Below are 26,174 nucleotides of genomic sequence, written 5' to 3' on the forward strand. Positions count from 1 at the left end.
GGGGAATCAGATGAAGGTCGTGATCTTCTGCGGGGGGTTCGGGCTGCGGATGCGCAGCGGGGTGGACTCCGCGCCGAAACCGATGATGACGATCGGCGACCGGCCGGTCCTGTGGCACGTGATGCGGTACTACGCGCATTTCGGCCACACCGAGTTCATCCTGTGCCTGGGCTTCGGGGGGTCCGCGGTCAAGGAGTACTTCCTGCGCTACGAGGAGACGGTCTCCAACGACTTCGTGATGTCGAAGGGCGGGCAGCGGATCCAGCTGCTCGACTCCGACATCAGCGAGTGGAAGATCACCTTCGTCGACACCGGGATCGACACCAGCATCGGTGAGCGGCTGCGCCGGGTCCGCCCGTACCTGGAGGACGACGACGCGTTCCTCGCGAACTACGGCGACGTGCTGACCGACGCGCCGATGGACAAGATCGTCGACCACGTGATGACCAGCGACATCACCGCGAGCCTGCTCGCGGTCCCGCCGCAGGCGTCGTTCCACGTGGTCGAGTTCGACAACGACTCCCGGGTCACAGGGCTGCGCTCCGCCGCCGACCTGAACGTGTGGATCAACGGCGGGTACTTCGTGATCAAGAAGGAGATCTTCGACGTCCTGCACGAGGACGAGGATCTGGTCGGCGACGCGTTCCCGCGGCTGTCGGCGATGCGCAAGCTGGAGGCGATCCCGCACCACGGGTTCTGGGCGCCGATGGACACGCTCAAGGAGCGCAGCCAGCTCGAGGAGCTCTACCGGTCCGGCAAGAAGCCGTGGGCGTTGTGGAGCCACGAGGCCCGCGAGCAGCAGAGCCGGATCCTGGACAAGGCGCCTGAGTCGTCGGCCGACGGGCCGGTAGTGGTGGCGATCTGATGCTGCCGTTCCAGCTCGGCCTGATCGACGGGCCGGTCCACTTGGTTGCCCTCGGCGCGCATCCGGACGACATCGAGATCGGCTGCGGCGGCACGCTGCTGAAGCTGGCCGAGTCGGTGCCGGAGCTGACCGCCGAGTTCGTGATCGCGACCGGTACGCCGGTGCGCCTGGAGGAGGCCCGCCGCGCGGCGGAGCTGTTCCTCCCGGAGTGCGAGGTGACCGTGACGTCGGCCGGGCTGCCGGACGGGCGGCTGCCGGCGTACTGGAACGAGACCAAAGAGTTGCTAGAGGCAACGGCTCGCGGCGGCCGGCGGCCCGATCTGGTGCTTGCCCCGAGCAAGAACGACGCGCACCAGGATCACCGCCTGATCGCCGAGCTGGCGCCGACGGTGTGGCGCAACCATCTGGTGCTGCACTACGAGATCCCCAAGTGGGACGGGGATCTGAGCCGGCCGTGGCTGTACGTCGAGCTCACCGAGGAGCAGTTGCGGGAGAAGGTGGCGCTCCTGCACAAGGCGTACCCGTCGCAGGTCCCGCACGACTGGTTCGACGAAGAGGTGTTCGCCGGGCTGGCCCGGCTGCGGGGGATGGAGTGCCGGGCGCCGTACGCGGAGGCGTTCACGACAGGAAAAGCCACGCTGACATGGTGAACAAGGGGGATGTAGTGAGCTTCAAGTGTCGTGGGTGCGCGGCGGACAACGTCGTACCGGTGGTCGATCTGGGGCCGCAGCCGTGTGCCGACTACTTCCCGCCCGCGGACACACCGGGGCCGGATCCGCGCTGGCCGCTCGAGCTGTGGCTGTGCCGGGCCTGCACGCTGGTCCAGCTCGGTCCGGTCGAGGCGCAGATGCCGGAGGAGCCGCTCGCGGTGGAGTCGGCGACGAGCATCGCGCATGCCGAGAAGTCGGTGAAGGAGCTGCTCACCGAGTACCCCACGCTGCACAACAGCGTCGTCTTCGAGTACGCCAGCCACCACGGGGGTTCCTGGCTCGAGCATCTGTACGCCGCCGGCTCGCGGCTGGCCGGGGATGGCGAGAAGGCCGACCTGATCATCGACGTGCACGGCATCGTGCACGAGCCGCAGTACGGCGAGATGCTGAAGCTGCGCGCGGAACGGCTCGCGCCGGGCGGCCTGCTAGTGATGGAGTTCCACCACCTCTTGCCGTTGTTCGTCGGGAACCAGTTCGACACCATCCGCCACGGGCACTGGGCCTACGTCTCGCTGCGGGCGCTGCGGAACCTGGCCGCCGTACACGGTCTGGCGGTCGAGTCGGTGAAGCAGGTCGACATGTTCGGCGGCAGCCTGATGGTGATGCTCCGGCACGCGGCCGACGCGAAGCCGGACGCGTCGGTCGACGTGGTGCTCGAGGACGAGGACGCCGCGGGCATCGCCGACGAGGTACAGCTCGGCAGCCTGCAGGAGGCTGCGTGGCACGCGGCCCGCGCACTGCACGACGAACTGGCCCGGCACAAGGCCGCCGGCCGCACGGTCCTCGGGTACGGCGCTCCGTCCAAGGCGCCGGTGCTCCTCGACCTCAGCAAGGTGACGACGGACCTGCTGCCGTTCACCGTCGACCTCGCCCCCGGCAAACACGGCCGCCGCGTGCCTGGCGGCTGCATGGTGCCGATCCGTCCGATCGAAGACCTGAAGGCCGCGCGACCCGACATCGTTCTCGTCCTGACGTGGGACATCGCCGACGAGATCATCGCCCAGCTGGAAGCCGACGGCGGCTGGGGCACGACGTACCTCGTCCCGCTCCCGGAACCCCATGAGAGGGGACGCTGACCATGCGTGGCGTCCTTCGCCGGCTCACCTGGGGACTGGCCGACCAGGCAGTGACCAGCCTGGTCAGCTTTGTCGTGGGCATCGTCGTCGCCCGATCGCTGGGCGCGCTCGAGTTCGGCGCGTTCAGCCTGGCGTGGGTGACGTACGGCGTGGTGGTCAACATCTCGCGCGGTCTTGCGACCGATCCGCTCGCCGTGCGCTTCAGCGGTGTCGATCGGCCGGCCTGGCGGACGGCGGTCGCGAGTTCGTCGGGGATGGCGATCGTGGTCGGGATCACGACCGGCGCGATCTGTGCCGGCGTCGGCGCGGTACTCGGCGGCAGTATCGGAGCCGCCTTCGTCGCTCTGGGGATCGTGCTGCCCGGCCTGATGCTGCAGGACAGTTGGCGGTTCGCCTTCTTCGCTGCTGGGCAAGGCGGCAAGGCGTTCGTCAGTGACATGACCTGGGCGCTGGCGCTGGTCCCGCTGCTGTACCTGGCCTCGCAGGATGCCAGCGTGACCAGGTTCGTACTCGCCTGGGGCGGCGCCGGCGTTTTCGCCGCGCTGGTGAGCGGAGTGCAAGCCGGTGTCCTGCCCCGGGTGACACGGGCGCGGCACTGGCTGCGCGACCACCGTGACCTCGGCTTGCGGTACCTGACTGAGAACGTCACCCTGAGCGGCGCCTACCAGCTGCGGATGTACGGTCTCGGAGCATTCGCGGGTGTCGCCGCTGTCGGCACCGTCCGCGGTGCGGAGATGCTTCTCGGGCCGTTCTTCATCGTGCTGTCCGGCGTCGGCCTGGTCGCGGTGCCGGAAGCGGCCCGCGTCCTGCGCCGATCGGCGCGGAGACTGCGGGTCTTCTGCCTGCTGCTCGGCGGCGCGCAGGCGGTCGCCGCGCTCGCTTGGGGACTGTTGCTGCTGTTCCTGCTGCCCGACAAATGGGGGCACGCGCTGTTGGGCGAAATCTGGCTGACCGCCTCGGCCTTGGTGCTTCCGGCAACCCTGTCGGTGGCGTTCGCGGGCTTCAACACCGGCGCGGCGGCCGGCCTGCGCGCGCTGGGTGTCGCCCGGCGCAGCCTGAAGGCCCAGCTCTTCGCGTCGGCGTTCTACCTGGTCGGAGGTGTCAGCGGCGGCGCGATCGGCGGGGCGCTCGGATCGTCCTGGGGCGCCGCCTGCGCGACCTTCTGCGCCGCGTTCGTCTGGTGGGTCACGCTGCGCGCCGGAATCCGCGAGCGCGTGCAGTTGGAATCGGAGCTCGACGCCGTGCAGGAGATACCTGAAATGAGGAACACATGAACGCGGTACCGCGGCTGACTGTCGGCCTCCCGGTCTACAACGGCGAGAAATACCTGGCCGAGTCACTGAACGCGCTGCTGGGACAGAGCTACGGCGACTATCGGCTGATCATCTCCGACAACGCCTCGACCGACGGCACCGAGGAGATCTGCCGGGAGTACCTGGCCAACGACCCGCGGATCAGCTATCACCGCCAGCCGGTGAACATCGGTGCCACGCCGAACCACAACTGGTGCTTCGACCAGTCCGATACCGAGCTGTTCAAGTGGGCGTCGTACGACGACCTGTACGGCAAGGATCTGCTGGGACGGTGCATCGAAGCGCTCGACGACGACTCGCACCTGGTGCTCGCGCATGCCTACCAGGCGATCATCGACGGCAACGGCGACATCGTGCTCGAGGTCGACTACCCGCTCGACACCGCCAACCCGCATGCTCCGGACCGGTTCCGTAGCTTGCTGTTCGACGTCGGCGGCGACGACTTCTACGCGGTGATGCGGTCCGACATCCTCCGCCGGACGCCGCTGAACGGCAGCTACCACCACTCCGATCGCACGATCATGGCCGAGCTGGCCCTGCACGGCAGGTTCCACCAGGTCCCCGAGCTGCTCTTCTTCCGCCGGGACCACCCGGACCGGGCCGAGCGGGCGAAGCCGACGATCCGGTCGCGCTCGGCGAACATGGAGCCGCGGCGGGCGAGCCGCCTGCGCAACCCCACCGTCCGGCTGGTGGGAGAGTACGTCGGCGGCTTCGTCGGCGGGATCCGGCGAGCGCCGCTGTCGTCGGCCGACCGGCGGGAGTGCTACGGCCACCTGCTGCGCTGGCTGGGCGATCGCGCCGTACGACGGTCGACGCGCCGCATCGAGGACACCGTGCCGCCGGCGCCGCCGACCAGGATCCCGGACAGCTCTGCGGTCGTCGGTCGCCGGGAGGTCTCGTAGGCATGCAGAACGCCACTAGGGAGCACGCAGGCAGCCCGCTGCGGGTCGCCTTCTTCGGTCTGCTCGGATCCGGGAACCTCGGCAACCACGGCTCGCTCGACACGATGCTGGCCTTCCTGCGGAACCGGTATCCGGAGGCGCAGCTGAGCTGTGTGTGTTCCGGCCCGCAGGAAATCGAGCGGCAGTACGGCATCCAGTCGGTGGCGATGACGTGGTACCAGGAGCACGGTCCCGGGCGGAACAGAGTGCACGATGTCCTCCGCAAGGGGTTCGGCAAGCTGGCGGACCTGGTTCGGATGCCGCGGCTGCTCCGGTGGTACGACGTGGTGATCGTGCCCGGCATGGGCGTCTTCGAGACCACGCTGGCGCTGCGGCCGTGGGGCTTCCCGTACGCGTTGTTCCTGATGGCGTTGTCGGCCCGGATCACCGGTGCGAAGGTGGCATTCGTCAACGTGGGCGCGAACGTCGCGCGCGAGCGGTCACTGCGCCGGCTGTTCACAGGGGCCGCGCGGCTGGCGTCGTACCGCTCGTACCGGGACACGTTCTCGCGGGACGCGATGCGGCAGATGGGCCTCGACACCAGCGGCGACCAGGTCTACCCGGACCTTGCCTTCGGGCTGCCCGGCCCGGCGCCGGTCGATCACCCTGCGCGGACCGTCGCGCTCGGCGTCATGGCCTACTACGGCACGAACGCCGACCGGGACCGGGCCGACGAGATCTACGCGACGTACACCGCGAAGATCGTCGAGTTCGTGCGCTGGCTCGTGGACGAGGGGTACCGGGTCCGGCTGGTCACCGGCGATCCGTCGGACCTGTCGGTGGTAGCGGCGGTGTACGACGACCTGCGGGCGACCCGGCCGGGGATCGCCGAGAAGCAGCTGATCAGCGAACCGGCCGAATCGCTCGGCGAACTGATGCGGCAACTCGCGGGCGTCGACCTGGTCGTCGCGTCGAGGTACCACAACGTGCTCTCCGCGCTGAAGTTGTCGAAGCCGACGATCTCGATCAGCTACGGCACCAAGAGCGACGTCGTGATGGAGCAGATGCAGCTGGCCGAGTTCCGGCAGCCGATCAAGGGTCTCGACGTGTCCCGGCTGATCGACCAGTTCCGCGGGCTGGAATCCCGCGCGTCCGGGATCGTTCCGGTGATGCGGGCCCGGAACGCCGAGTATCTCGAAGCACTCGAGAGCCAGTACGACGTCTTGTCGGCAGCACTCTTCGCAGCAGCCGATGTCGCGACCGAACAGGGGGACCGGCGATGGAAATAGTCGAGGTACCGAGGATCGCCGGGGCATTGCTGTTCCGGCCCGTCCCACACGCCGACGAGCGAGGATTCTTCTCCCGCACGTTCGACCGGGACGTGGTGAAGTCGGCCGGGCTCGATCCGGACGCCTTCGTGCAGGACAGCATCTCGCGATCCCGCCGCGGCGTCGTCCGGGGCATGCACGTCCGGTCGGGCCGTGGTGAGGCGAAGCTGGTGCGCTGTTCGTACGGCGCGGTGCTCGACGTCGTCGTCGACCTGCGTCCCGGCTCCCCGACGTACCGGAACCGGGAGACTTTCGACCTGACCGGGGACAACCAGGTCACGGTGTACGTACCGGCCGGCTGTGCGCACGGGTTCCAGGCGCTGACCGAGCCGGCCGACGTGTCGTACCGGATCGACCGGGCGCACGATCCGGCGGAGGACGTGTCGATCGCGTTCGACGATCCGGATCTCGACATTCCCTGGCCGCTGCCGGTCACGCTCATGTCCGAGCGCGACAAGGCGGCCCCTTCACTCGCGATGGCGACTGCGAGGCTCTCATGAAGAAGTCCTTCGAGAAGTCGGTCGAGGCCAACAAGCGCCTGCACGACCTGATCCCGGGCGGCGCGCACACCTACGCGAAGGGTGAGGACCAGTACCCCTTCGAGATGGCGCCGGTGATCGAGCGCGGCGTAGGCGCCCACGTCTGGGACGTCGACGGCCACGAGTACATCGAGTACGGCTCCGGTCTGCGCGCGGTCAGTCTCGGTCACGCGCACCCGAGAGTCGTCGAGGCGGTCCAGCGGGAGCTCGGCCGCGGCAGCAACTTCGTCCGCCCGAGCATCGTCGAACTGGAGACGGCCGAGCGGTTCCTCGCCACGGTACCGACCGCAGACATGGTGAAGTTCGCCAAGAACGGATCCGACGCCACCACGGCCGCGATCAAGCTGGCTCGCGCCGTCACCGGGCGACCGCTGGTCGCCCTCTGCGCGGACCATGCGTTCTTCTCCATCGACGACTGGTTCATCACCCGGACGCCGATGTCGGCCGGCATCCCCGGTGAGATCGGCGACCTGACGGTCGGTTTCCCGTACGGCGACCTGGCCGCGACCGAGGAACTGTTCCAGCAGCGCGACGGCGAGATCGCCTGCTTGATCCTGGAGGCCGCCACCCAGCACGATCCTCCGGCCGGCTACCTGGCGGGACTTCGGGACCTGGCCCACCGGTACGGCGCGCTGCTGATCTTCGACGAGATGATCACCGGCTTCCGCTTCTCCGAGGCCGGAGCGCAGGGTCTGTACGGCGTGACGCCCGATCTGTCGACCTTCGGCAAGGCGCTCGGCAACGGATTCGCGGTGTCCGCGCTGGCCGGGAAGCGCGAGTTCATGGAGCGCGGCGGACTCCGGGACAGCCATGAGCGGGTGTTCCTGCTGTCCACGACGCACGGCGCCGAGACGCACGCGCTCGCGGCCGCCGTCGCCGTGATGGACGTGTACGCCGAAGAGGGCATCGCGGACCGCCTCCACGAGCGCGGCACGCGGCTCGCGGACGGCGTCCGGGAGGTCGCCGCCGCGGCCGGTGTCCAGGACCACGTGCTGGTTCGCGGCCGGCCCAGCAACATGGTCTTCGCGACCCTCGACGAGAACCTGGAGCCCTCGCAGAGCTACCGCACGCTCTTCCTGCGTGAGCTGCTGCTCGGTGGGGTGATCGGACCGTCGTTCGTCGTCAGCAGCGCGCTGACCGACGAGGACATCGCGCGAACGGTCGAGGTCGTGGCCGGCGCGTGTGCGACGTACCGCAACGCGCTCGACGGCGGAGACCCAAGGGGGTGGACGGGCGGACGACCGGTCAAGCCGGTGTTCCGCCGTTACGTGTAAGTCGGAGCCTGACCAGCCGGTCGATCACCGCGGCTGTCAGCGGTATCACGAGCAGCGCACAGCCGAAACCACCAACAGTGTCCGTCGGGTAGTGGGCGGACAGCACGATCTGAGCCCCGGCCGTCAGCCCGCCGCCCAGGACAGCGGTGGCGAGCACGATCGCCGTTCCCGTGACCGCGCCGGCGTGCAGCAGATCGGCCAGCAGCAGACCCACGACCATGGCGGCCGCCGTGACCGCCGCGGTGTGCCCGCTGGGATACGACAGGAAGCCGTCGTGAATGCGGCGATCCACGATCGGCTTGAGGGCTGTGGTCAGCAGGCTGATCGCGGCGATGCCCACCAAGGCCGTCGCGGCCAGCGCAGGACGCTTGGCGACCAAGCAGAGTGCGGCCACTGCCAGGACCATCACTGCCCGGCCGACAGGTTCGCCGAGCCAGTCGAGGCCGTGTGCCAGCTCCCACGCACCGGCGGCTGGGCCGTCGACCAGATGCTGCACCCAGCGGTCGATCCGGCTGGGGCCGGTGTCGCCGGCGAACACCAGTGCAGGTACGACGAGCAGCAGTGCCCCGATGCCGGCAGAACCGCGCAGGCCTGGCGCGAGTGTCGGAAGTACAGCCGGACGCGCGCGGGCCGCTCGTGGATTGCCGGCTGATTCCATTCCCCACCCCCGCGATTCAGTCTATGCCGGGGTGAGTACCCGGCGGAGATGGTCGGCGAGACGCAGAGACAGCGCCACGATCGTCATGGTCGGATTCGACGCACCGTACGTGGGGAAGACCGACGATCCGGCGACGTAGAGGTTCGCCAGGGAGTGCACCCGTGAGTTGGCGTCCACAACGCCCTTCGCCGGATCGACGTTCATCCGCGTGGTGCCCATGTGATGATGGCTGCCTTCGACAAGTGTCGCGGGAACGTCGTCGAACATTGTCTTGACGTATCCGAATCCGCTGGTCCGGAAGACTGCGTCGAGGATCCCGGTCGAAGTCCGGATGGATTCCCGGTCCTGAGCCGTCGGCTGCCACGTCACCCGTGCGACGGGGACTCCCAGGTCGTCGCGGCGAGACCCGAGTGAGACTCGTGAGTCCCTGTTCGGTGCATGCTCGCCCTGAGCGCGCAATATCAGTGTGCGGGGCCGGGACACCACCGAGCTCAGCGCCATGTCTGCGACATCGGGAAGGCCCTCGACGACGTTGCGAAGGTGCGTGCCGACCCCGTCGACCCTGGGCCGCCTGCCGATCGCCTTGAGCAGTGTCGAGAGCGACCGGATCGCAGGCGTCGCGGCCGCGGCCGGACGAGGCACGAGATAGAAGGCGCAGTTCAGCAGGCCCTTGTCACGCTGGATCCGTTCCGCGATCCGGAGGGCGCCGGTCGCGTCGTTGCGGCGGAAGAAGAACGCCGCGTCGTCCACCGTCCTCGAGCCGGACAGGACGACGTGCCCGACAGGCAGTGCCATTCGCTCGCCGAAGTAACGCCCGACAAGATCGTGCTCGTTGCCCAGCCCACGGCCGCTGTCTGCGGTCAGCAGGAGCCTGGCGTTCTCGATCCCTCCCGTGGCGAGTACGACCATGCGAGGTCGCACGACCACCCGACTACGGTCTTCGCGTACGGCGGTGATCGATTCGACGCGCCGACCGGATGGATCGGTCGTGATGCCGGCCACCCGGCAACGCAGCAGTACGCGCACGTTGGACGAGTTCGTGAGCAGTGGGAGGGCGTCCTGAAAGTCCGCGTCGCTGAACTGGAACAGCGTGGTCTCGAGTTCGATGTCCTGAACCGGAGCCGCGGGCCGGCCGTCCGCGGTGGGGTCTCCGTTGACCAGGTCGTAGGGAGCGAGTCCGCAGTTGTGCTGGGCGCGGACGTAGTACGGAATCAGATGGTCGCGATCGAACGGCCACCCGGACTCCGGCCGCTCGGGCCGACTCTCGAAGTCGATCGGGTCCAGCGGACGAGCTGCCCACCCGCCGTCCAGGAGGTGCGGATGCCGCAGCGTTCCGCCGAAGGCCCGCACCCTCGATTCCTCGAGCAGGTGCAGTGGATAGCCGTCGATCTCACCCCTGCTCGGCCATTGCGCGCGGGGCTCGACGTTCGGCCCCCCGCTCTCCAGTAGGCAGACCCGGATTCCACTGCCGGCCAGCTCCCGCGCAATACTGATCCCCGCGGGTCCGGCACCAACGATGCAGAGATCGGCGACGACCTCTTCTCCCGCTGAATTTTCCAAGGCGACAGGCACCCCCCAGGTCGCACAGCACCGTAAAAGACTTCAAGCGATTTCCCCTTGGCTCAAGATACGGCCAGTCGAGCCGTTTGTGGGTCACATAAGGATCTCGTCAAGTTCTCCACAGGCGGTTGGGTAGGTCGCCACAGCGGACCTGCGCGCGTAGTAATGTTCGGTGACCCCGCGCCGACGCGCGGGTTAACAAGGACACACTGCAGACTGCGGCGGACACTTTAAGTGACCGCGCCGTTGCGGGAGGGAACGAGAGGCCGCTGTGAGCGGAGCAGAAGCGCCGGACGCTGTGGACAGCCGTCGGCCGCTCTGGGTCGTCCCGCACGAGGTTCCGGCGATCGTTCCGCTGCCGTCGCGTTCGACCGAACCGCGCTGGGTCGGTGTGTACCGCTGGGCCGCTGTCGGTGGTGACCTGCTTGCCGCGATGCTCGGTGTGTCGATCGCGCTGCTGACCCGGTTCGGGTACCACGTCGGCTCCAGTTACCTCTTGGTGAGCAGTGTGCTGCCGCTCGCCTGGGCAGCCGCGGTCGCCTTGTCGAAGGGGTACGACTCGCGGTTCTACGGGGCCGGACCGGACGAGTTCCGGTCGCTGCTCCGTGCCGGCGTCGGACTCACCGCGGCGGTCGCGATGACGTCGTACGTGACCAGGGCCGAGATCGCCCGTGGCTTCGTGGTGCTCGCCATCCCGGTGACGGTCGTGGCCGCGCTGCTGCTGCGGTACGCGTTGCGGAAGGACCTGCACCGGCACCGGGTCAGAGGTCGCTGCATGCACAGGGTTCTCGTGGTCGGGCGCAGTGGCCCGGCCGCGACGCTTTGTGAGCACCTCGAGAGCCGCCCGACCGACGGTTTCCGGGTCGTCGCGACCTGCCGCCCGCGCGGTGACAGCAACGGCCCGATGCATCCCGAGGAGCTCGCCGAGCCGGACATCCTGGCCGCCGCCGATCGGCACGCGGTCGAGGTGGTCGCGATCGCGACCGACCCGGAGCTGGCCGGCCAGTCGCTGCGCCGGCTGTCGTGGGCGCTGGAGCAGCGCGGCATCGAGCTGATCGTCTCCCCGGGCATCATCGAGGTGGCCGGCCCGCGGATCTCGATCCGCCCGGTCGCCGGCCTGTCCCTGCTGCACCTGGAGCGGCCGTCGGTCAGCGGCGGACCGCACCTGATGAAGGCGGTCTTCGACCGGGTCGTTGCCCTCGGCATCGTCGCCGTACTCTCGCCGCTGCTGATCGGCCTGGCGCTCGCGGTGAAGCTGTCCAGTTCCGGTCCGGTCCTGTTCCGGCAGCAGCGGGTCGGCCGCGCGGGCGCCGAGTTCACGATGCTGAAGTTCCGCAGCATGTACGTCGACGCCGAGCAGCGGCTCAGCGATCTGTACGCGTTGAGCGACGGCAACGGCGTGATCTTCAAGATGCGCAACGACCCGCGGATGACTCCGCTCGGCCGCTGGATCCGCCGGTTCTCGCTCGACGAGCTGCCGCAGCTGTTCAACGTGCTGCGCGGCGACATGTCGCTGGTCGGTCCGCGACCCCCGCTGGCCGAGGAGGTCGCGCTGTACGCGGCTGACGACTCGCGGCGGATGCTGGTGAAGCCCGGCATGACGGGCCTCTGGCAGGTCAGCGGCCGCAGTGACCTGTCCTGGGACGAGTCCGTCCGCCTCGACCTGCGGTACGTCGACAACTGGTCGATGACGCTGGATCTACTGATTCTCTGGAAGACCGTGCGCGCGGTGTTCTACGGCGCGGGAGCGTACTAGATGGATTTACAGGGACCGGTGTACGTCGCGGGTCACCGCGGCCTCGTCGGGTCGGCGCTCTGGCGTCGTCTCGAGGCGGCCGGGTTCACGCACCTGATCGGCGCGACGTCGGCGGAGCTCGATCTGCGCGACCGGCAGCAGACGTTCGACTTCCTGCGCGAGCACCGGCCGGCGGTCGTGATCGACGCCGCGGCGCGGGTCGGCGGCATCCTCGCGAACCGCGACCACCCGACCGAGTTCCTCAGTGACAACCTGCGCATCCAGGTGAACCTGATGGACGCGGCACTCGAGGTGCGCACGCCGCGGCTGCTGTTCCTCGGGTCGTCGTGCATCTACCCGAAGTACGCCGAGCAGCCGATCCGCGAGTCGAGCCTGCTGACCGGCGAGCTGGAGCCGACCAACGACGCGTACGCGATCGCGAAGATCGCGGGCATCATGCAGGTACAGGCGGTCCGCCGGCAGTACGGCCTGCGCTGGATCTCGGCGATGCCGACGAATCTGTACGGTCCGCACGACAACTTCGACCCGACCTCGTCGCATGTCCTGCCCGCGTTGATCCGGCGCTTCCATGAGGCAGAGGCTGCTGGCGCGGACGAGGTCGTGCTGTGGGGGAGCGGTACGCCGCGGCGCGAGTTCCTGCACGTGGACGACCTCGCCGACGCGTGCCTGCACCTGCTGGAGCACTACGACGCACCCGAGCCGATCAACGTCGGCGTCGGCGCCGACGTGACGATCCGCGAGCTGGCCGAACTGGTCGCCCGCACGGTCGGCTACACCGGTGCCCTGAGCAACGATCTGTCCAAGCCGGACGGCACCCCACGCAAGCTGCTCGACGTGAGCAGACTGCTGGCGCTCGGCTGGAAGCCCTCCATTTCCCTCGAAGACGGTGTGGCCGCCACCTACGCCTGGTACCAGGAGCACGTGGCATGAAGGCTGAGAAAAGGGCACTGATTACGGGCATCACCGGCCAGGACGGTTCGTACCTGGCCGAGTTGCTGCTGTCCAAGGGGTACGAGGTGCACGGCCTGATCCGCCGCGCCAGTACCTTCAACACCAAGCGGATCGACCACCTGTACGAGGATCCGCACGCACGCGACAAGCGGCTGTTCCTGCACTACGGCGACCTGACCGACGGCTCGCGGCTCGTCACGCTGCTCGCGTCGATCCAGCCGTCCGAGGTCTATCACCTGGCCGCGCAATCGCATGTGCGGGTCAGCTTCGACGAGCCGGAGTACACCGGTGACACCACCGGGATGGGGACGACGCGGCTGCTCGAGGCGATCCGGATGATCGGGCTGGACTGCCGGTTCTACCAGGCCTCGTCGTCGGAGATGTTCGGCGCGACCCCGCCCCCGCAGAACGAGGAGACCGCGTTCCACCCGCGGTCGCCGTACGGCGCCGCGAAGCTCTACGCCTACTGGATGACCCGGAACTACCGCGAGGCGTACGACATGTTTGCGGTGAACGGGATCCTGTTCAACCACGAGTCCCCGCGGCGCGGCGAGACGTTCGTGACGCGGAAGATCACCCGCGCGGTGGCGGCGATCAAGACAGGTCGCCAGGATCGCTTGTACTTGGGCAACCTGGACGCCTGCCGTGACTGGGGTTATGCCCCGGAGTACGTCGAGGGGATGTGGCGGATGCTGCAGCACGACACCCCCGCGGACTACGTGATCGCGACCGGTACGTCGTACTCCGTCCGCGACTTCGTCTCGCTGGCGTTCGACCACGTCGGGCTGGACTGGGAGAAGTACGTCGACTACGACCAGCGCTACGTTCGTCCCACCGAGGTGGACTCGCTGATCGGGGACGCGTCGAAGGCAGCCATCGACCTGGGCTGGAAGGCTCAGGTGCATGTTCCCGAGCTGGTCCGCATCATGGTCGACGCCGACCTCGCCGCGCTGAAGGGGGAGGACTGATGACAGATCTCCAAGCAGAACCCACCACCTCCGACCGGGTTGACGTGCTCGGCATCCACGTCAGTGTGACCAACCTCGACCACACGGTCGGCGCCTTCGCGAGCTGGATCGAGCGCGCCGAACGGCAGTTGGTCTGTGTCACCGACATGAACGCGTTGCTGCACGCGCGCGCCGACGCGCGGCTGACCGAGGTCTACAACACGTCCGGTCTCACGGTTCCGGACGGGATGCCGCTGGTGTGGGCCGGTCACCGCGCCGGGTTCGAGGAGATGGACCGGGTCGCAGGACCTGATCTGATCGAGCGGGTGCTGGCCGAGGCAGCGGATCGCGGCTGGACGCAGTACTTCTACGGCGGCGCCGAGGGCGTGGCGGACGAGCTGCGCGAGCGGTTCCAGGAACGGCACCCGGCGTTGAAGGTCGTCGGCGTCGAATGCCCGCCGTACCGTGCGCTGACGGACGCCGAGGACGCGGAGACGGTCGCCCGGATGAACGAGGCGCGGCCGGACATCGTCTGGGTCGGACTCGGCGCGCCGAAGCAGGAGCGCTGGATGGCCGATCATCGCGACCGGCTGAACGCGACGATCCTGATCGGGGTCGGCGCGGCGTTCGACTTCCACACCGGCCGGCTGGACCGCGCGCCGTACTGGATGCAGCGCGCCGGGCTGGAGTGGAGCTACCGGCTGTACAAGGAGCCGCGCCGGCTCTGGAAGCGTTACGTGCTGGGCATCCCGCGATTCCTCCTCGGCATCCTCCGCCAGCCGCCCCGTCCCGTATAGGGGGTGTCTGATGGTTCCACGCCTACTGCGGGGCACTCGGCACGGCACCTCGCCGCACGGGTGCAAAGGCCACGATGCTCCGCATCGAGACCTTCGCCCCCGCACGCCGATGCACCGCACCGAGCACCTCCTCGCTACGGCGTGGAACCATCAGACACCCCCTATAGTGAGGCGGTGAAGTTCCGGCGGCCGAAACTACGTCGGCTGGCCGGACCGGCTGGTCGTGCCGGCTGGGGTCTGGCGGATCAGGGTCTGTCGAGCCTCAGCAACCTCGCCGTCGGGGTCGTCGTCGCACGGTCCAGTACCGTCGCCGACTTCGGTATCTACGCGCTCGCGTTCGGCGGCTACACGATCGCGCTGAACGTGTCGCGGGCGATCTCCACCGAGCCCCTCGCCGTACGGCATTCCGGTGCTCGCACGCCCGAGTGGCAACGAGCAGTCCGCGCCAGTACGGCGACAGCTCTCTTCACCGGAGTCCTGGCGTCGGTGCTCGGTCTTGCGATCGCGGCTGTTCCGGCCGTGCCGTCTCGTGGCGTGCTGCTCGCCTTTGCATTGACCATGCCGGGCCTGCTGCTGCAGGACGCGTGGCGCTGGGCGTTCTTCGTCGTCGGCGAGGGGCAGAAGGCGTTCGTCAACGACCTCATCTGGTTGCTGGCTATGCTCGTGATCTTCGGCGGCCTCTATCTCACCGGTACGACGTCCGCGTTCACGCTCACGTTGGCGTGGGGACTCGGCGCGGTGATCGCCGCGATCGCCGGCCGCTTCCAGGCGGGCGTGGCGCCGCGACGGCAGCTGATCCGTGAATGGGTGCGGCGGAACTGGGACGTGAGCCCGAAGTACGTCGGGGAAATGCTCGCAGTCTCCGGCACCATCCAGCTCTACATGCTCGGCATCACCGCCGCCGCCGGCCTCGTCGCGACCGCGGGCATCCGGGGAGCTCAGGTACTGCTCGGCCCGGTGAACGTCCTGAACCAGGGCATCCGGATGATCTCTGTCCCCGAGGCGGCTCGGGCGCTGCGGCACTCGTACCGGCGCCTGTGGCTCGTCGGTCTCGCCATCTCGCTCGGCGTCGGCGCCGGCGCACTGGCCTGGGGCGCGATCTTCCTCCTGCTGCCCCCGGTCGTCGGCCGCGAACTGCTAGGCCCGGGCGTCTGGAACCAGGCCCACAGCGTCCTGGTCCCCGTCATCCTGCTCCAGGCCCTGGGCGCTTCGAACGCCGGCGCCTTCGCCATCCTCCGAGCCCTCACCGCCGCGACCCGCGGCCTCCGCGTCCGCCTGATCTCCTCGGTCGTCCTGATCATCTGCGGCGTCGGTGGCGCGTTCCTCTGGGGCCCCAAAGGCGCAGCCTGGGGCCTAGCCGGCGCCTCCTTCGCCACCCTCCTCCTCTGGTGGAACGAAGCCCACCGAGCAATCGCCGCCCATCGCCGGGTCAGCGCACAGTAATGGTGGAGTAGCCGCCTCGTACGGCGTGACTCCCGTCGGAGACCTCGATGCGGTAGCTCTGGGTGGTTCTGGTCGGTGCTGTGGTGTCTGTGAGCGTGACGGTCGGGCGGGACCAGAAGGCGGAGCTGGCGGTCGTGGTGGCGACGACGGTGTTGGTCGCCCCGCGGAGCAAGCGATAGGTGAGACGGACGTCGTCGTTGTCCAGCGAGGCCTGGACAGTGGCCTTCACCTGACCGGTCGCCGGACTGGAGAGCGTCGGCAACGCCGGACCGAGCGGTGCGGCGCCGGAGCCGAGATTCGTGAACCGGGTCAGGCCTTGCTGGCCGACGTCGTTGACCTTGGTGAAGTCACCGCCGACCCACAGATCGCTGCCGCCACTCGCCGATACCAGGGGGCCGACCGACGTCGGTGGCCCGGCGTTCGTGTTCGGGAACCAAGGTCCCAGGGCTCCGTTCGCGGGGTTCTGCAGCAGCAGGAAGTGCGTGCCGCTGCCGTCGGAGAAGGTGCCCGGGCAGCTGTGCGCGTGCGACCCCTTGAACAGCCACCCGTTCACGATGGTGACCGCCTCGGTCGCGCCCAGGCACGTGCTCTTCCAGACCAGGTTGCCGGTGGCAACATCAGCCGCCCAGGTCCCGTCGAAGCATCCCCAGCCGTCACCGGCGTTGGCGAAGTACACCCGGCCACCGGACGTCTCGATGTCCTTCACCCGCGACGTGCACCCATTCGACGGCAACGGTACGGCGGACGCCGCGGCGAAGGGCAGCAGTGCGCCGGTCGAGTTGCTGACGCTGGCAACCGCCCAGCGACTCGTCCCGCCGACCTTGGCGAACGTCCCGCCCAGATAGACCTTCGAGTTGTCGTCGGCCGCGTCGATCGCGTAGACGTCGTTGTCCGCGTTCGGGTTCCACGGCAGCAGGGCGCCGGTGACCGTGCTGATCGCGGCGGCCCGGTTCCGGGTCACGCCGTTCACGAGCCCGAACGACCCGCCGAAGTACAGACTGGTCCCGCCGATCGCGAGCGCCTTCACCCGGTACGACACCCGCGGCGCGATGCTCGCCACCAGCGCGCCGGTCGCGGTGTCGAAGGCGGCGATCCGGTTCCGGACCTGGCCGTCGACGCGGGTGAAGTCCCCGCCGACGTACACCCTGGACCCGTCGGCCGACGCGACGACCGCCCAGACGATGCCGTTCAGGACATGGTTCATCCCGGCGTCGAGCGCGCCCGTGCTCTGGTTGAACGCGGCCAGATAGGTCCGGCGGGTCTCGTGGGTCCCGGCCGTCGCACCCGGCGGCCGTACGGCCAGGAAGCGGCCCCCGACGTACGCCTTGCCCTTGGCAACGGCCAGGCCGAGCACGCTGGCGTCGGTCTGCCAGGTCGATGCGGCGACCGCGGTCAGACCTGCCCCGGTGCCGGTCGCGGGTCCTGCCGGCACCACCCCCAGCACGAGCCCACTGATGCCCACCGCAACAAACAGACTTCTCCCCATGATCGATCCCCCCAATCACCAAGCTACGACTGGGGGGATCGCCGGGGAAGGGCAGTTACGGGATCTTCACCGTGGCGCTGGCGCCCTTCATGATGTTGCGGCCGTCGTGGACCTCTACGTGGTACGTGTACGACGAGCCGCGGGCGAGGCCGCGGTCGACGACCTGGTAGGTCTTGCGGGGCTGCCAGAAGTACGTCGTGTACTTGTTCGAACCGACGTTCAGCGAACCGCGGAACACGTTGTACGTGAGCGACAGGTTGTCCAGGTCGTACGAGTCCCCGTAGCTCACGTACACGCGACCGGACGTCGTCGCGCTCAGCGTCGGGGCCTTCGGTACGGCGGGGGCCGCACCGCCCGGCGCGTTCGTGAACCGGGTGATTCCCACCTGGAGCGTGCCGTTCACGTGCAGGAAGTCACCGCCGACCCACAGGTCGGTGGCGGTGCCGGCCATCGCCAGCGGGCCGACCTGGGTGGTGCTCTTCGGGTTCGCGTCGGTGTTCGGGAACCACGGCCCGAGGTTGCCGTTGATCGTGCTCTCGACCAGCAGGTAGTGCGTGCCGGTGCCGTCCGGGAAGCCGTTCGGCGACGAGGAGCAGTTGTGGGCATGCGAGCCCTTGTAGAGCCAGTTGCCGATCGCCTTGATCGCCTCGGTCGCGCCCAGGCACTTGTTCTGCCACAGCAGTTTGCCGGTCGACACCTGCGCGGCCAGTACGCCGTCGTAGCAGCCGCCGCCGTCGCCGCCGTTGGAGACGTACACGTTGTCGCCGAGGGTGTCGATGTCCTTCACCCGGGTGGTGCACGTCGCGGTCGGCTTCGGGATCGCGGCCGCCGCCGGGAAGTCGAACGCCGCACCGGTGGTGTTGTTCAGCATCGCCAGCGAGTAGTGGTCCTTGCCGTTGATCGTGCTGAACGGTCCGCCGACGAACACCCGGGTGCCGTTGTCGGACACGTCGACGGCGTACACGTCGCTGTTCGCGTTCGGGTTCCACGGCAGGAGGTCGCCCTGGATCAGCCGGACCGCGCCCAGCCGGTTGCGGGTCGCGCCGTCGATCGCGCGGAACGCGCCGCCGATGAACACACTGTTGCCGTAGATCGCCAGCGCCTTCACCCGGGCCGCCACGACCGGGTCCCACGCCGAGACCAGCTTGCCGGTGGCGACCGAGAACATCGCGATCTTGCTGCGCCGGATGCCGTTGACCGTGGTGAAGTCACCGCCGATCACCACCCACTTGCCGTCCGGGCTGGTCGCGATGGCATAAACCGGACCGTTCAGGACCGGCGCGAACGCGGTCGGCTTACCGGTGCTGCGGTCGAACGCGGCGACGTACGAGCGGAGGGTCTCCGGCGCCTGGCCGGACGCCTTGCCCGGCTGCCGGAGGCGGGTGAACATGCCACCCGCGAACACGGTGTTCCCGGCGATCGCCAGCGCGTTCACGCTGTTGTTGGTCTGCCAAGAGGTCTGCTTGATCGCGGACACCGCGGAGGCGAAGCCCGGCGTCGCCGCCTGCACCGGAGGTCCGGAGGGAATCAAGGCGGCGGCCAGCACAGCCGCTCCCGTGATCAGGGCGAGCACTAACTTCTTCATTTATGTCCTTACACAGGCGGGGGTGTAACAGTGCGTGCCTCATCACGCACCAGCGGCGGACATTACCGCTGTAGGAGGCCTACCGGAAGCAGACCTCCTACCCGCGTTATGAGTTTGTTCTAGAACTTGCAGAAAGGCGCCTTTTCACTCAGAAAACACAGCTCACCTTGCTGCATAGTGAGACTGGACCTGTACCGGAGCGAGTGCGTACGGGTAGACGGCCGCCTCGTCGATGCCCATTCCGGTCTGGGTCGCTCCGCCGCCGGGCCACGAGTTGGTCAGGTCGTAGCCGACCCGCCACCAGCCGTAGTACACCGACGCCGAGCCGACGAGTGCGCTTCCGCTGAGGACGCCGTCGACGTACAGCTTCATCATCCCGTTGTCGTAGCTGCCGACCACGTGGTGCCAGAGGCCGTCGTTCTTGCCGGACGGGCTGGTCAACGTGCGCTGCGAGCCGTCGTTCACGCCGAAGACGACCGAGCCGTTGGTCCGCATGTACAGCATCCGGTCGCCGCCACCGCCGCTGTTGCCGGTCTTCGAGTTGCCGAAGCCGATGATCCGGCCGCCGCGCCCGACGCCGCTCTGCTTGACCCAGGCCTCCACCGTGAACTGCTGCGGGAAGCTGTACGCCTTCTCGCCGACCATCCGCCCACTGCTCGAGCTGGTCGTCATCGCGGTGTTGCCCGCGATCGCGCCGGCGCCGCCCAGCGTCACGCCGCTGAACGTGCCGTTGTTGCTCTGCCCCGAGGCGTCGACCGAGGTCGTCGTACCGGCAGGCTCGCCGAGTCGCCAGTAGGCCTGCGGCCCGTCCGCGTTGACGATCTGGTCGTACGCCGTCGACGCCGCCGAGGCGACCGTGATCTGGTCGGAGTAGTTGCCGCGGATCGTCGTACTGCCGTCGGTGACCTCGACGCGGTAGTTGGTGACCTCACCCGGCGCCGAGGTGGTGTCGGTGTAGCTCAGCCACGGCCGGTCCCACGGCGTGGACTTCGCCGTCCAGGTCGCGATGGTGGTGTTGCTGAAGCCCTTGAGCAGCCGGTAGGTCAGCGTGCTGTCGTCGTTGTCGACGACGGTCGGGAAGTGGATCTGCACCACCCCGGGCTGGACGCTGTACGGGAGCAGCTTGGCCGGTTTGGCCGGGGCCGCGCCCGGGGTGGCGTTGGTGAAGCGGGTCAGGCCCTGCTGGCCGACGCCGTTCACGTTCAGGAAGTCGCCTCCGGCCCACAGGTCGTTGCCGCCGGTCGCGAACGCCAGCGGGCCGACGTTGGTCACGCTGTTCGGGTCGGCGTCGGTGTTCGGGAACCACGGCCCGAGCGTGCCGTCGGTCAGCTTCTCGCTCAGCAGGAAGCGGTACCCGAAGCCCTGCGGGAAGCCGCCGGCGCCCTGGTTCGCGCAGTCGTGGGCGTGTGAGCCCTTGTACAGCCAGCCGTTGACGACCTTGACCGCCTCGGTCGCGCCCAGGCACTGGTTCTTCCACTTGAGCGTGTTGGTCGCGATGTCGACCGCCCAGGTGCCGTCGAAGCACCCGCCGCCGTCACCGCCGTTGCCGAAGTACACCGTGTCGCCGCTGGCGTCGATCGCCTTCACCCGGGTCGTGCAGGACCCGTTCGGCGGCGGTACGGCGGTTGCGCCGGGGAAGGGCAGTACGGCGCCGCTGACCGGGTCGAGACTGGTCACGGTGTTCTGCGTGGTGCCGTTGACCGTACTGAACTGGCCGCCGGCGTACACCTTGGACGCCCCGTTGTCACCGTCGGCGGCGTCCACGGCGTACACGTCGCCGTTCGTCGCGGGGGCCCACGGCAACAACGTGCCGGTGTCGGTGGTGACGGCCGCGAGCCGCAGCCGGTCCACGCCGTTGACCAGGCCGAACGAGCCGCCGAAGTACACCGTCGTACCGGAGACCGCGATGGTCTTGACCCGATAGGAAACGGACGGTTTCCAGTTCGCGACCAGGGCGCCGGTGGCGGTGTCGAAGGCGGCGATCCGGTTCCGGGTCTGGCCGTTGACGGTGGTGAAGTCGCCGCCGACGAAGATCCGGGAGCCGTCCGCGGAGGCGGCGACCGCGTAGACCTGACCGTTCAGCACCGGGTTGAACGTGCTGACCAGCGCGCCCGTGCCCGCGTCGAAAGCCGCCAGGTACGCCTGGGCGACCTCGCCGGTCCCGGGCGCGGCGCCCGGCGGGCGGACAGTGGTGAAGCGTCCTCCGGCGTACGCCTTGCCGGCGGCGACCGCGAGGCCCTGGACGCTGGCGTTGGTCTGCCAGGTCGAGCTGTTGGCTGCCGCGAGCGATGCCTCGACGCTGTGCGCCGGTGGCGCGAGCGTGACGACCAGCGCCCCGGCGAGCAGAGTGCCCACGATCCCCAGGCGCGTGAACAGCCGTGTTTTCGTCATGTAGCGATGTCCCCCCTTGGACATGATCGGCGCACAAGGCGCCTGATACCTCAGATATCCCCCCGGAAGAGAGTAGGGCACAGGACGAGATCGCGTGAGTACCTCGTCCCCACCTGTGGATATCCTGGGTCGCTGGCGCCGAACAGAGTGAGGCGGCGCCGACTTGGAGGTTGGGAATGGAACCGGGCACCGTGGTCTGGCGGGAAACCGCTCAGTCGCTGCTGCGGCAGAAGTGGCTGATCATGGGCTGCATCCTGCTCGGGCTGCTCGGCGCCTCCGTGTTCGCGCTCTCCCAGACCGAGCGCTGGACCGCCTCGAGCCAGCTGGTGATCGGCCCGGCGGTGCCGCCGGCGCTGGTCGGCAAGCTGTCCACGTCCGCGGACAAGAGCGGCCCGCTGGGCATGGACCTGCCGGCGGAGACCCAGGCCCGGGTGATGGCCAGCCCCACGCTGCTCAAGGCCGTGGTCAAGGCGCTCGGGATGCCCGACAACGACCAGACCATCCAGGACCTGGCCGCGGTGACGCGGGTGAAGGCTGTCACCGACAACGCCTACCTGGTCACCACCGACGGCCCGACCGCGCAGAAGGCGGTCGACCGGGCGAACGCGATCGCGGTCATCTACCTGGCGCAGCGCAATACCGAGGCCAAGTCGCTGCTGACCAACCTGGCCGAGCAGGCCCAGGCCCGGTCGAAGACGGCGACCACGCAGTCCCGCAGCCTGGTCAGCCAGATCGACGAGGCAGTCGGTCGCGGCGACAACCAGACCGCGGCCGCCCTGCGCGACCAGCGCGTCGGCCTGGCGACCGAGGCCCGGCAGGCCGCGGACGACGCGGCCGCGATGCTGAAGGCGCTGTCGACCGTCGGCGCCGGGAGCCAGCTGGTCACACCGGCGACGACCGACACGGCCAGTTCGTCGCCGATGGTTGCCCGCGACATCCTCGTCGGCGGGATCCTCGGCCTGGTCCTCGGTTTCGGTCTCGCGCTGCTGCGGTCGCACCTGACGCCGTACATCCTGACCCGCGACCAGGCGGCGCGAGCGTCGTCCGCGCCGGTCATCGCGGCGTCCGAGGGACATCGGCGGCGGGTCTGGCGGCGGTCCGCTCCGGAGCTCCCGCAGTACGAGATCACCGCGCTCGGCGCTGAGGCGAGCGGTGCGCTGGCGCGGCGCGAGCTGAACCCGCGCGCGTTCGCCGCCGGCGCCCCGGGCGCGCTCCTGGTCGTGTCGGCGTCCCCGACGCCGAACTCCGCGGGTATCGCGCTGGCCATGGCCGAGGCGAACGCCCGCGACGGCCGCGAGACGCTGCTGGTGCTGGCCGATATCGAAGGTACGCCGGTGCTCCCGCATCTCACCGGGCACGAAGGCCTCACCGACCTGGTGAACGAGCCGGCCGCGACCCGCGCGATCCGGGCCCGGAAGCTGTTCCGGCCGGGGACCGTCGCGGATCTGTACGTGCTGCCGCCGGGGCTGAACCACGAGGAGACGGCCGAGGCGGTCGGTCCGTCGCTGGTCCCGGGGATCGTCGCGGACCTGCCGCCCGGGTACTCCGTGGTGATCCACGGTCCGGCTTCCGTCGGGCGGCACGGCATCACGCCGCTCGCCGCGGCGGTCGACGCGTCGGTGCTGGTGGTGCAGGTCGGCCTCGACAAGGAGATGGACGTCGCGCGGCTGACGGGTGCCCTGCAGTTCGCCGGCGCCCCGGTGCTGGGCGTCGTACTGATCGGCACCTCGCCACAGGACGAGACGCTCGGGATCCCGCTGAACTACAAGCCGCTGGACGCGGGCGCGCAGCCGATGCGCTGATGTCCATGCCTTCTGGGACGCGATTGGCCCCGGCAGTACCGGGCACGGTCGAGGGTCAGAGCGAGCGTCCGGCCTGGTTCTGGCTGATGCTGTGGTGCCTGTTCGTGCTCGGCGTACAGCCCTGGTCGTCGCGGGTCGCGGCGCCGCAGGGCACGACCGGGTCCACGAACAGCATCGCGAAGGGGCTGCTGCTCGGGGCGGTCTTCATGGTCGCACTGGCCGCGACCAAGCCCGGGTTCCGGACCCGGGTGAATCCGTCCAGCTGGCTGTACGTGATGTACGTGCTGTTCGCGTGCGCGACCGCGTTCCTGCTGGCGGAGCCGATGGGGCCGTTGACCCGGTTGGCCCGCTTCCTTATCGGCCTGGTGCTGCTCTTCCTGCTGTGGGGACCGTTGGTGCAGGTGCCGGAGCGGTTGGTTCGCTCTCATCTGTGGGCCCACCTGTTGCTGGCGGCAACCGTCGTACTGAGTCTGGCCGTCGCCCCTTCGCAGGCGTGGCGGCCGCTGCGGTCCCTCGGCGCCGGGTACCGGCTGCAGGGCGTCCTCATCCCGATGCTGCCGCCGCGCGTCGGCGAGGTCGGGGCGATCCTGCTCGGGCTGGCGTTGATCGGCCTGGTCTGCCGGAAGCTGTCCACGCTGCCCGCGGTGACGTTGATCGGCCTCGGCGGCATCCTGATCGCGGCCAGCCGGACCCGTACGTCGGCCGCCGCGGTCGCATTCGGCCTCGTGATCGCACTGATCATCACCCGGAAGACATGGCCCGGCCGGATCGCGTGCCTCGCCGTACCAGGGCTGCTCGGCCTCGCGTTCCTGACCATCGGGTCGTTGCACACCTGGCTGTTGCGCGGCCAGGGCACGCAGCAGATCACTTCGCTGAGCGGCCGTACGACGAGTTGGCAGGCGGTCCTGGACGAGAAGGTGTCGATCCAGACCGCGATCATCGGCCACGGACTCGGCAACAAACGCGTGCTGCTCACCCGCGGTGAAGGCGACGTCGACGTGATGGCGATCGACAACAGCTGGCTCGGGCTCTACTGGGAGACCGGTCTTCTGGCCGTGGCGATCGTCGCGGTGGCGCTGATCGCGGCGTGGGTGTCGGTCCTGCGCGCGCCGACGCCGTACATCCGGGCCTGTGGCGCCTTGCTGCTCGGGTACGTCACGGCCGCGTCGCTCAACGAGAGCGGCCTGTCCGACCTGTCCTCGATGACGGTGCACCTGCTCGTGGCCGCCGCGATCTGCGACGGCGACCGCCTCCGACAGCGAAGACGGGCCTCAGCTACTCACTGAGTCCTGGTCAAAGCCGGACTGCTGCCACTCGGACCAGGTCATCGTCTTGCCGCGGTAGGCGAAACGATCGGCGCCTTGGTAGCTGTTGCGGCGGAACGTGATGGCGCCAGGTTGCGCGGGGGAGCGCTTGTTCTCCACCACGCCAAGGGACGAGGCGGTGTCGGTCATCACGATCAGGTTGCCTTCGACGAGGACGTTGCGCAGGACGTACGTGCCGCGCGGCCCGTCGCCGCGGGTGCGGGACTGGATGGACAGCGCGTTGCGGTTGTCCTGGATCAGGTTGCCGCGGACCTGTACGTCGGACGACGTGTTGACGTTGATGCCGCCGCCGTCCCAGAGCGTTCCGCCCGAGCCGCGCCCGGTGCCGAAACCGTTGTGCTGTACGACGTTCTGCTCGATGACGCCGGCGTAGCTGATCTCGTAGCGGATCCCGTCCGCGGCGTTGTCGCGGATCCGGTTCCCGGTGATCCGGCGGTCGTACTCCGCGATGTCGCTCCACATCCCGATGCCGCGGTTCGCGACGATGTCGTTGCCGCTGACCTCGCCGGACGACCGGGTGGACTTGATCCCGCCCGACTCCCAGTCCGCGATCCAGAAGCCGTCGGTGTTGTTGCGGGTGACCAGGTTCGCGCTGATCCGGACGCCGACGGACTTGTACTGGCCGATGCCGAGCTGCCCGTTGTCGGCGACCGTGTTCCGGCTGACCTCGGCGTTGTCGCCCTCGATCACCATGATGCCGACGGCGTGGTTCCACCGGACCTCGTTGGCGGTCACCTTCCAGCTCGTGCCGGCCTGCACTGCGCCCGCCTGCGGGCGGCTGGCGAAGTGCTCGATCGTCAAGCTGGTCACCGTCACCTTGTCGGCCGACTTGTCGATCGCGGTCTGCGTGCGCGACATCTCTGTGACGTGTCCGGTGGGGTCGTCGCCGAGATAGAGGACGTTGGCCTGGTAGTCGGCAAAGAACGTGCCCGGCCTCACCTGGCTCAGGCTCATCACGCGGGTCAGGTGCTTGCCGTCGACGAACAGTTGCTCGCCTCGTTGGCATGGTTTGGTCTTGTCGTCCTCGCACTGGCCCTTCAGCGGGTACGCCGCCGGCAGCACACCCTGCACTGTCCAAGCGTTCCCGGCCCGTTTCCATCCGGTCAGCCGGACGGCACCGCTCAGTACGGCGCCGGGGTCGCCCGCGAGCGTGTCGCCCGTGCGGGGCCGGATCGCTCGCGTGAGCCGGTGGACGCCCTTCGTGAAACAGAACGTGCTGCCTTCAGGCGCGGCGTCGATGATCGGCTGCGGGTCCACACCGACCGCGACAACGGTTCCCGTGCAGGCTTTCGCCGTACTCGGCCCTGTCGGCCCGAGCACGGCAGCGGCCGCAGCCGGGGGAGCTGTGGGCACTGTCACCGTGACGGTCGGCGCGGGCTTCGACGGCTCGGGAGCGCCTCCCTCGTCTGTGCAACCCGACAGCAGCAGTAGTCCGAGCGCGGCCCCCGCCGCGACACCACGACCCCTCATCAACATCCCTTTCCGAC

General features: G+C 68.9%; 21 protein-coding genes. 15 read left to right on the forward strand and 6 right to left on the reverse strand.

Features of this window, described 5'->3' with window-relative positions:
- Positions 1–10: 10 nt before the first annotated feature.
- Genes OHB24_RS27500 through OHB24_RS27535 form a run of 8 tightly spaced genes read left to right on the forward strand, consistent with a single transcriptional unit; the run spans position 11 to position 7,986 of the window.
- Positions 11–865 (forward strand): sugar phosphate nucleotidyltransferase, encoded by an 855-nt coding sequence (locus OHB24_RS27500; protein ID WP_327633739.1) that lies wholly within the window; start codon positions 11–13, stop codon positions 863–865.
- Positions 865–1,515, forward strand: coding sequence for a PIG-L deacetylase family protein (locus tag OHB24_RS27505; RefSeq protein WP_327633740.1), 651 nt, complete (start codon positions 865–867; stop codon positions 1,513–1,515). The genes OHB24_RS27500 and OHB24_RS27505 overlap by 1 nt, the downstream gene beginning before the upstream one ends.
- Positions 1,516–1,529: 14 nt before the next feature.
- Positions 1,530–2,651, forward strand: coding sequence for a class I SAM-dependent methyltransferase (locus tag OHB24_RS27510; RefSeq protein WP_327633741.1), 1,122 nt, complete (start codon positions 1,530–1,532; stop codon positions 2,649–2,651).
- 2 nt (positions 2,652–2,653) lie between these two features.
- Entirely contained in the window at positions 2,654–3,925 is a 1,272-nt protein-coding gene (locus OHB24_RS27515; protein WP_327633742.1) for a hypothetical protein, read from the forward strand.
- The gene (locus tag OHB24_RS27520; protein ID WP_327633743.1) at positions 3,922–4,866 is read left to right on the forward strand and encodes a glycosyltransferase family 2 protein; all 945 of its coding nucleotides are present in this window, start codon (positions 3,922–3,924) and stop codon (positions 4,864–4,866) included. The genes OHB24_RS27515 and OHB24_RS27520 overlap by 4 nt, the downstream gene beginning before the upstream one ends.
- 2 nt (positions 4,867–4,868) lie before the next feature.
- Positions 4,869–6,134, forward strand: coding sequence for a polysaccharide pyruvyl transferase family protein (locus OHB24_RS27525; RefSeq protein WP_327633744.1), 1,266 nt, complete (start codon positions 4,869–4,871; stop codon positions 6,132–6,134).
- Positions 6,125–6,673 carry a dTDP-4-dehydrorhamnose 3,5-epimerase family protein gene (locus tag OHB24_RS27530; RefSeq protein ID WP_327633745.1) on the forward strand — a complete coding sequence of 183 codons (549 nt, stop codon included), beginning with the start codon at positions 6,125–6,127 and terminating at the stop codon, positions 6,671–6,673. The genes OHB24_RS27525 and OHB24_RS27530 overlap by 10 nt, the downstream gene beginning before the upstream one ends.
- Positions 6,670–7,986, forward strand: a complete 1,317-nt coding sequence (locus OHB24_RS27535; RefSeq protein ID WP_327633746.1) for a glutamate-1-semialdehyde 2,1-aminomutase — start codon at positions 6,670–6,672, stop codon at positions 7,984–7,986. Before OHB24_RS27530 ends, OHB24_RS27535 begins: the two co-directional genes overlap by 4 nt.
- Here the strand turns inward: OHB24_RS27535 and OHB24_RS27540 are convergent.
- Positions 7,958–8,644 carry a phosphatase PAP2 family protein gene (locus OHB24_RS27540; protein WP_327633747.1) on the reverse strand — a complete coding sequence of 229 codons (687 nt, stop codon included), beginning with the start codon at positions 8,642–8,644 and terminating at the stop codon, positions 7,958–7,960. The two genes, OHB24_RS27535 and OHB24_RS27540, sit on opposite strands and share 29 nt — an antisense overlap.
- Before the next feature lie 21 nt (positions 8,645–8,665).
- Entirely contained in the window at positions 8,666–10,204 is a 1,539-nt protein-coding gene (locus OHB24_RS27545; protein WP_327633748.1) for a GMC family oxidoreductase, read from the reverse strand.
- 271 nt (positions 10,205–10,475) lie between these two features.
- Here OHB24_RS27545 and OHB24_RS27550 point away from each other — a divergent pair, with 271 nt between their 5' ends.
- The 5 genes from OHB24_RS27550 to OHB24_RS27570 all read left to right on the forward strand — a co-directional run bounded on the left by OHB24_RS27550 (position 10,476) and on the right by OHB24_RS27570 (position 16,098).
- Entirely contained in the window at positions 10,476–11,960 is a 1,485-nt protein-coding gene (locus tag OHB24_RS27550) for a sugar transferase (RefSeq protein WP_327633749.1), read from the forward strand.
- Positions 11,961–12,890 carry a GDP-L-fucose synthase family protein gene (locus OHB24_RS27555; RefSeq protein ID WP_327633750.1) on the forward strand — a complete coding sequence of 310 codons (930 nt, stop codon included), beginning with the start codon at positions 11,961–11,963 and terminating at the stop codon, positions 12,888–12,890.
- Positions 12,887–13,879, forward strand: a complete 993-nt coding sequence (gene gmd / locus OHB24_RS27560) for a GDP-mannose 4,6-dehydratase (RefSeq protein ID WP_327633751.1) — start codon at positions 12,887–12,889, stop codon at positions 13,877–13,879. The genes OHB24_RS27555 and gmd overlap by 4 nt, the downstream gene beginning before the upstream one ends.
- On the forward strand, positions 13,879–14,655 hold the full coding sequence (locus OHB24_RS27565; protein ID WP_327633752.1) for a WecB/TagA/CpsF family glycosyltransferase: 777 nt from the start codon (positions 13,879–13,881) through the stop codon (positions 14,653–14,655). The genes gmd and OHB24_RS27565 overlap by 1 nt, the downstream gene beginning before the upstream one ends.
- Before the next feature lie 174 nt (positions 14,656–14,829).
- Positions 14,830–16,098, forward strand: coding sequence for a hypothetical protein (locus OHB24_RS27570; protein ID WP_327633753.1), 1,269 nt, complete (start codon positions 14,830–14,832; stop codon positions 16,096–16,098).
- Here OHB24_RS27570 and OHB24_RS27575 read toward each other — a convergent pair.
- The 3 genes from OHB24_RS27575 to OHB24_RS27585 form a co-directional block, all read right to left on the reverse strand.
- Positions 16,085–17,584 (reverse strand): fibronectin type III domain-containing protein, encoded by a 1,500-nt coding sequence (locus tag OHB24_RS27575; RefSeq protein ID WP_327633754.1) that lies wholly within the window; start codon positions 17,582–17,584, stop codon positions 16,085–16,087. The two genes, OHB24_RS27570 and OHB24_RS27575, sit on opposite strands and share 14 nt — an antisense overlap.
- A gap of 55 nt (positions 17,585–17,639) precedes the next feature.
- Positions 17,640–19,169, reverse strand: coding sequence for a fibronectin type III domain-containing protein (locus OHB24_RS27580; RefSeq protein WP_327633755.1), 1,530 nt, complete (start codon positions 19,167–19,169; stop codon positions 17,640–17,642).
- Positions 19,170–19,331: 162 nt separating this feature from the next.
- A complete protein-coding gene (locus tag OHB24_RS27585; RefSeq protein WP_327633756.1) occupies positions 19,332–21,560 on the reverse strand; it encodes a LamG-like jellyroll fold domain-containing protein in 2,229 nt (742 codons plus the stop codon).
- Positions 21,561–21,736: 176 nt separating this feature from the next.
- On the opposite strand from OHB24_RS27585, the gene OHB24_RS27590 reads away from it, so the two are divergent.
- Positions 21,737–23,362: a Wzz/FepE/Etk N-terminal domain-containing protein gene (locus tag OHB24_RS27590; protein WP_327633757.1), complete on the forward strand. Its 1,626-nt coding sequence runs from the start codon at positions 21,737–21,739 to the stop codon at positions 23,360–23,362.
- Positions 23,363–23,367: 5 nt separating this feature from the next.
- Positions 23,368–24,648, forward strand: a complete 1,281-nt coding sequence (locus OHB24_RS27595; protein WP_327633758.1) for a hypothetical protein — start codon at positions 23,368–23,370, stop codon at positions 24,646–24,648.
- On the opposite strand, the gene OHB24_RS27600 is transcribed toward OHB24_RS27595, so the two are convergent.
- Positions 24,634–26,157, reverse strand: coding sequence for a right-handed parallel beta-helix repeat-containing protein (locus tag OHB24_RS27600; RefSeq protein ID WP_327633759.1), 1,524 nt, complete (start codon positions 26,155–26,157; stop codon positions 24,634–24,636). The two genes, OHB24_RS27595 and OHB24_RS27600, sit on opposite strands and share 15 nt — an antisense overlap.
- Positions 26,158–26,174: the final 17 nt, after the last annotated feature.

The organism is Kribbella sp. NBC_00482 (genome assembly GCF_036013725.1).
GTDB lineage: Bacteria > Actinomycetota > Actinomycetes > Propionibacteriales > Kribbellaceae > Kribbella.

What these genes read in the sequence shown, in the direction of transcription:
- OHB24_RS27500 (WP_327633739.1), top strand. Translation starts at nt 11, where the DNA reads ATGAAGGTCGTGATCTTCTGCGGGGGGTTCGGGCTGCGGATGCGCAGC.
- OHB24_RS27505 (WP_327633740.1), top strand. Translation starts at nt 865, where the DNA reads ATGCTGCCGTTCCAGCTCGGCCTGATCGACGGGCCGGTCCACTTGGTT.
- OHB24_RS27515 (WP_327633742.1), top strand. Translation starts at nt 2,654, where the DNA reads ATGCGTGGCGTCCTTCGCCGGCTCACCTGGGGACTGGCCGACCAGGCA.
- OHB24_RS27520 (WP_327633743.1), top strand. Translation starts at nt 3,922, where the DNA reads ATGAACGCGGTACCGCGGCTGACTGTCGGCCTCCCGGTCTACAACGGC.
- OHB24_RS27525 (WP_327633744.1), top strand. Translation starts at nt 4,869, where the DNA reads ATGCAGAACGCCACTAGGGAGCACGCAGGCAGCCCGCTGCGGGTCGCC.
- OHB24_RS27530 (WP_327633745.1), top strand. Translation starts at nt 6,125, where the DNA reads ATGGAAATAGTCGAGGTACCGAGGATCGCCGGGGCATTGCTGTTCCGG.
- OHB24_RS27535 (WP_327633746.1), top strand. Translation starts at nt 6,670, where the DNA reads ATGAAGAAGTCCTTCGAGAAGTCGGTCGAGGCCAACAAGCGCCTGCAC.
- OHB24_RS27540 (WP_327633747.1), bottom strand. Translation starts at nt 8,644, where the DNA reads ATGGAATCAGCCGGCAATCCACGAGCGGCCCGCGCGCGTCCGGCTGTA.
- OHB24_RS27555 (WP_327633750.1), top strand. Translation starts at nt 11,961, where the DNA reads ATGGATTTACAGGGACCGGTGTACGTCGCGGGTCACCGCGGCCTCGTC.
- gmd (WP_327633751.1), top strand. Translation starts at nt 12,887, where the DNA reads ATGAAGGCTGAGAAAAGGGCACTGATTACGGGCATCACCGGCCAGGAC.
- OHB24_RS27565 (WP_327633752.1), top strand. Translation starts at nt 13,879, where the DNA reads ATGACAGATCTCCAAGCAGAACCCACCACCTCCGACCGGGTTGACGTG.
- OHB24_RS27575 (WP_327633754.1), bottom strand. Translation starts at nt 17,584, where the DNA reads ATGGGGAGAAGTCTGTTTGTTGCGGTGGGCATCAGTGGGCTCGTGCTG.
- OHB24_RS27580 (WP_327633755.1), bottom strand. Translation starts at nt 19,169, where the DNA reads ATGAAGAAGTTAGTGCTCGCCCTGATCACGGGAGCGGCTGTGCTGGCC.
- OHB24_RS27585 (WP_327633756.1), bottom strand. Translation starts at nt 21,560, where the DNA reads ATGACGAAAACACGGCTGTTCACGCGCCTGGGGATCGTGGGCACTCTG.
- OHB24_RS27590 (WP_327633757.1), top strand. Translation starts at nt 21,737, where the DNA reads ATGGAACCGGGCACCGTGGTCTGGCGGGAAACCGCTCAGTCGCTGCTG.
- OHB24_RS27595 (WP_327633758.1), top strand. Translation starts at nt 23,368, where the DNA reads ATGCCTTCTGGGACGCGATTGGCCCCGGCAGTACCGGGCACGGTCGAG.
- OHB24_RS27600 (WP_327633759.1), bottom strand. Translation starts at nt 26,157, where the DNA reads ATGAGGGGTCGTGGTGTCGCGGCGGGGGCCGCGCTCGGACTACTGCTG.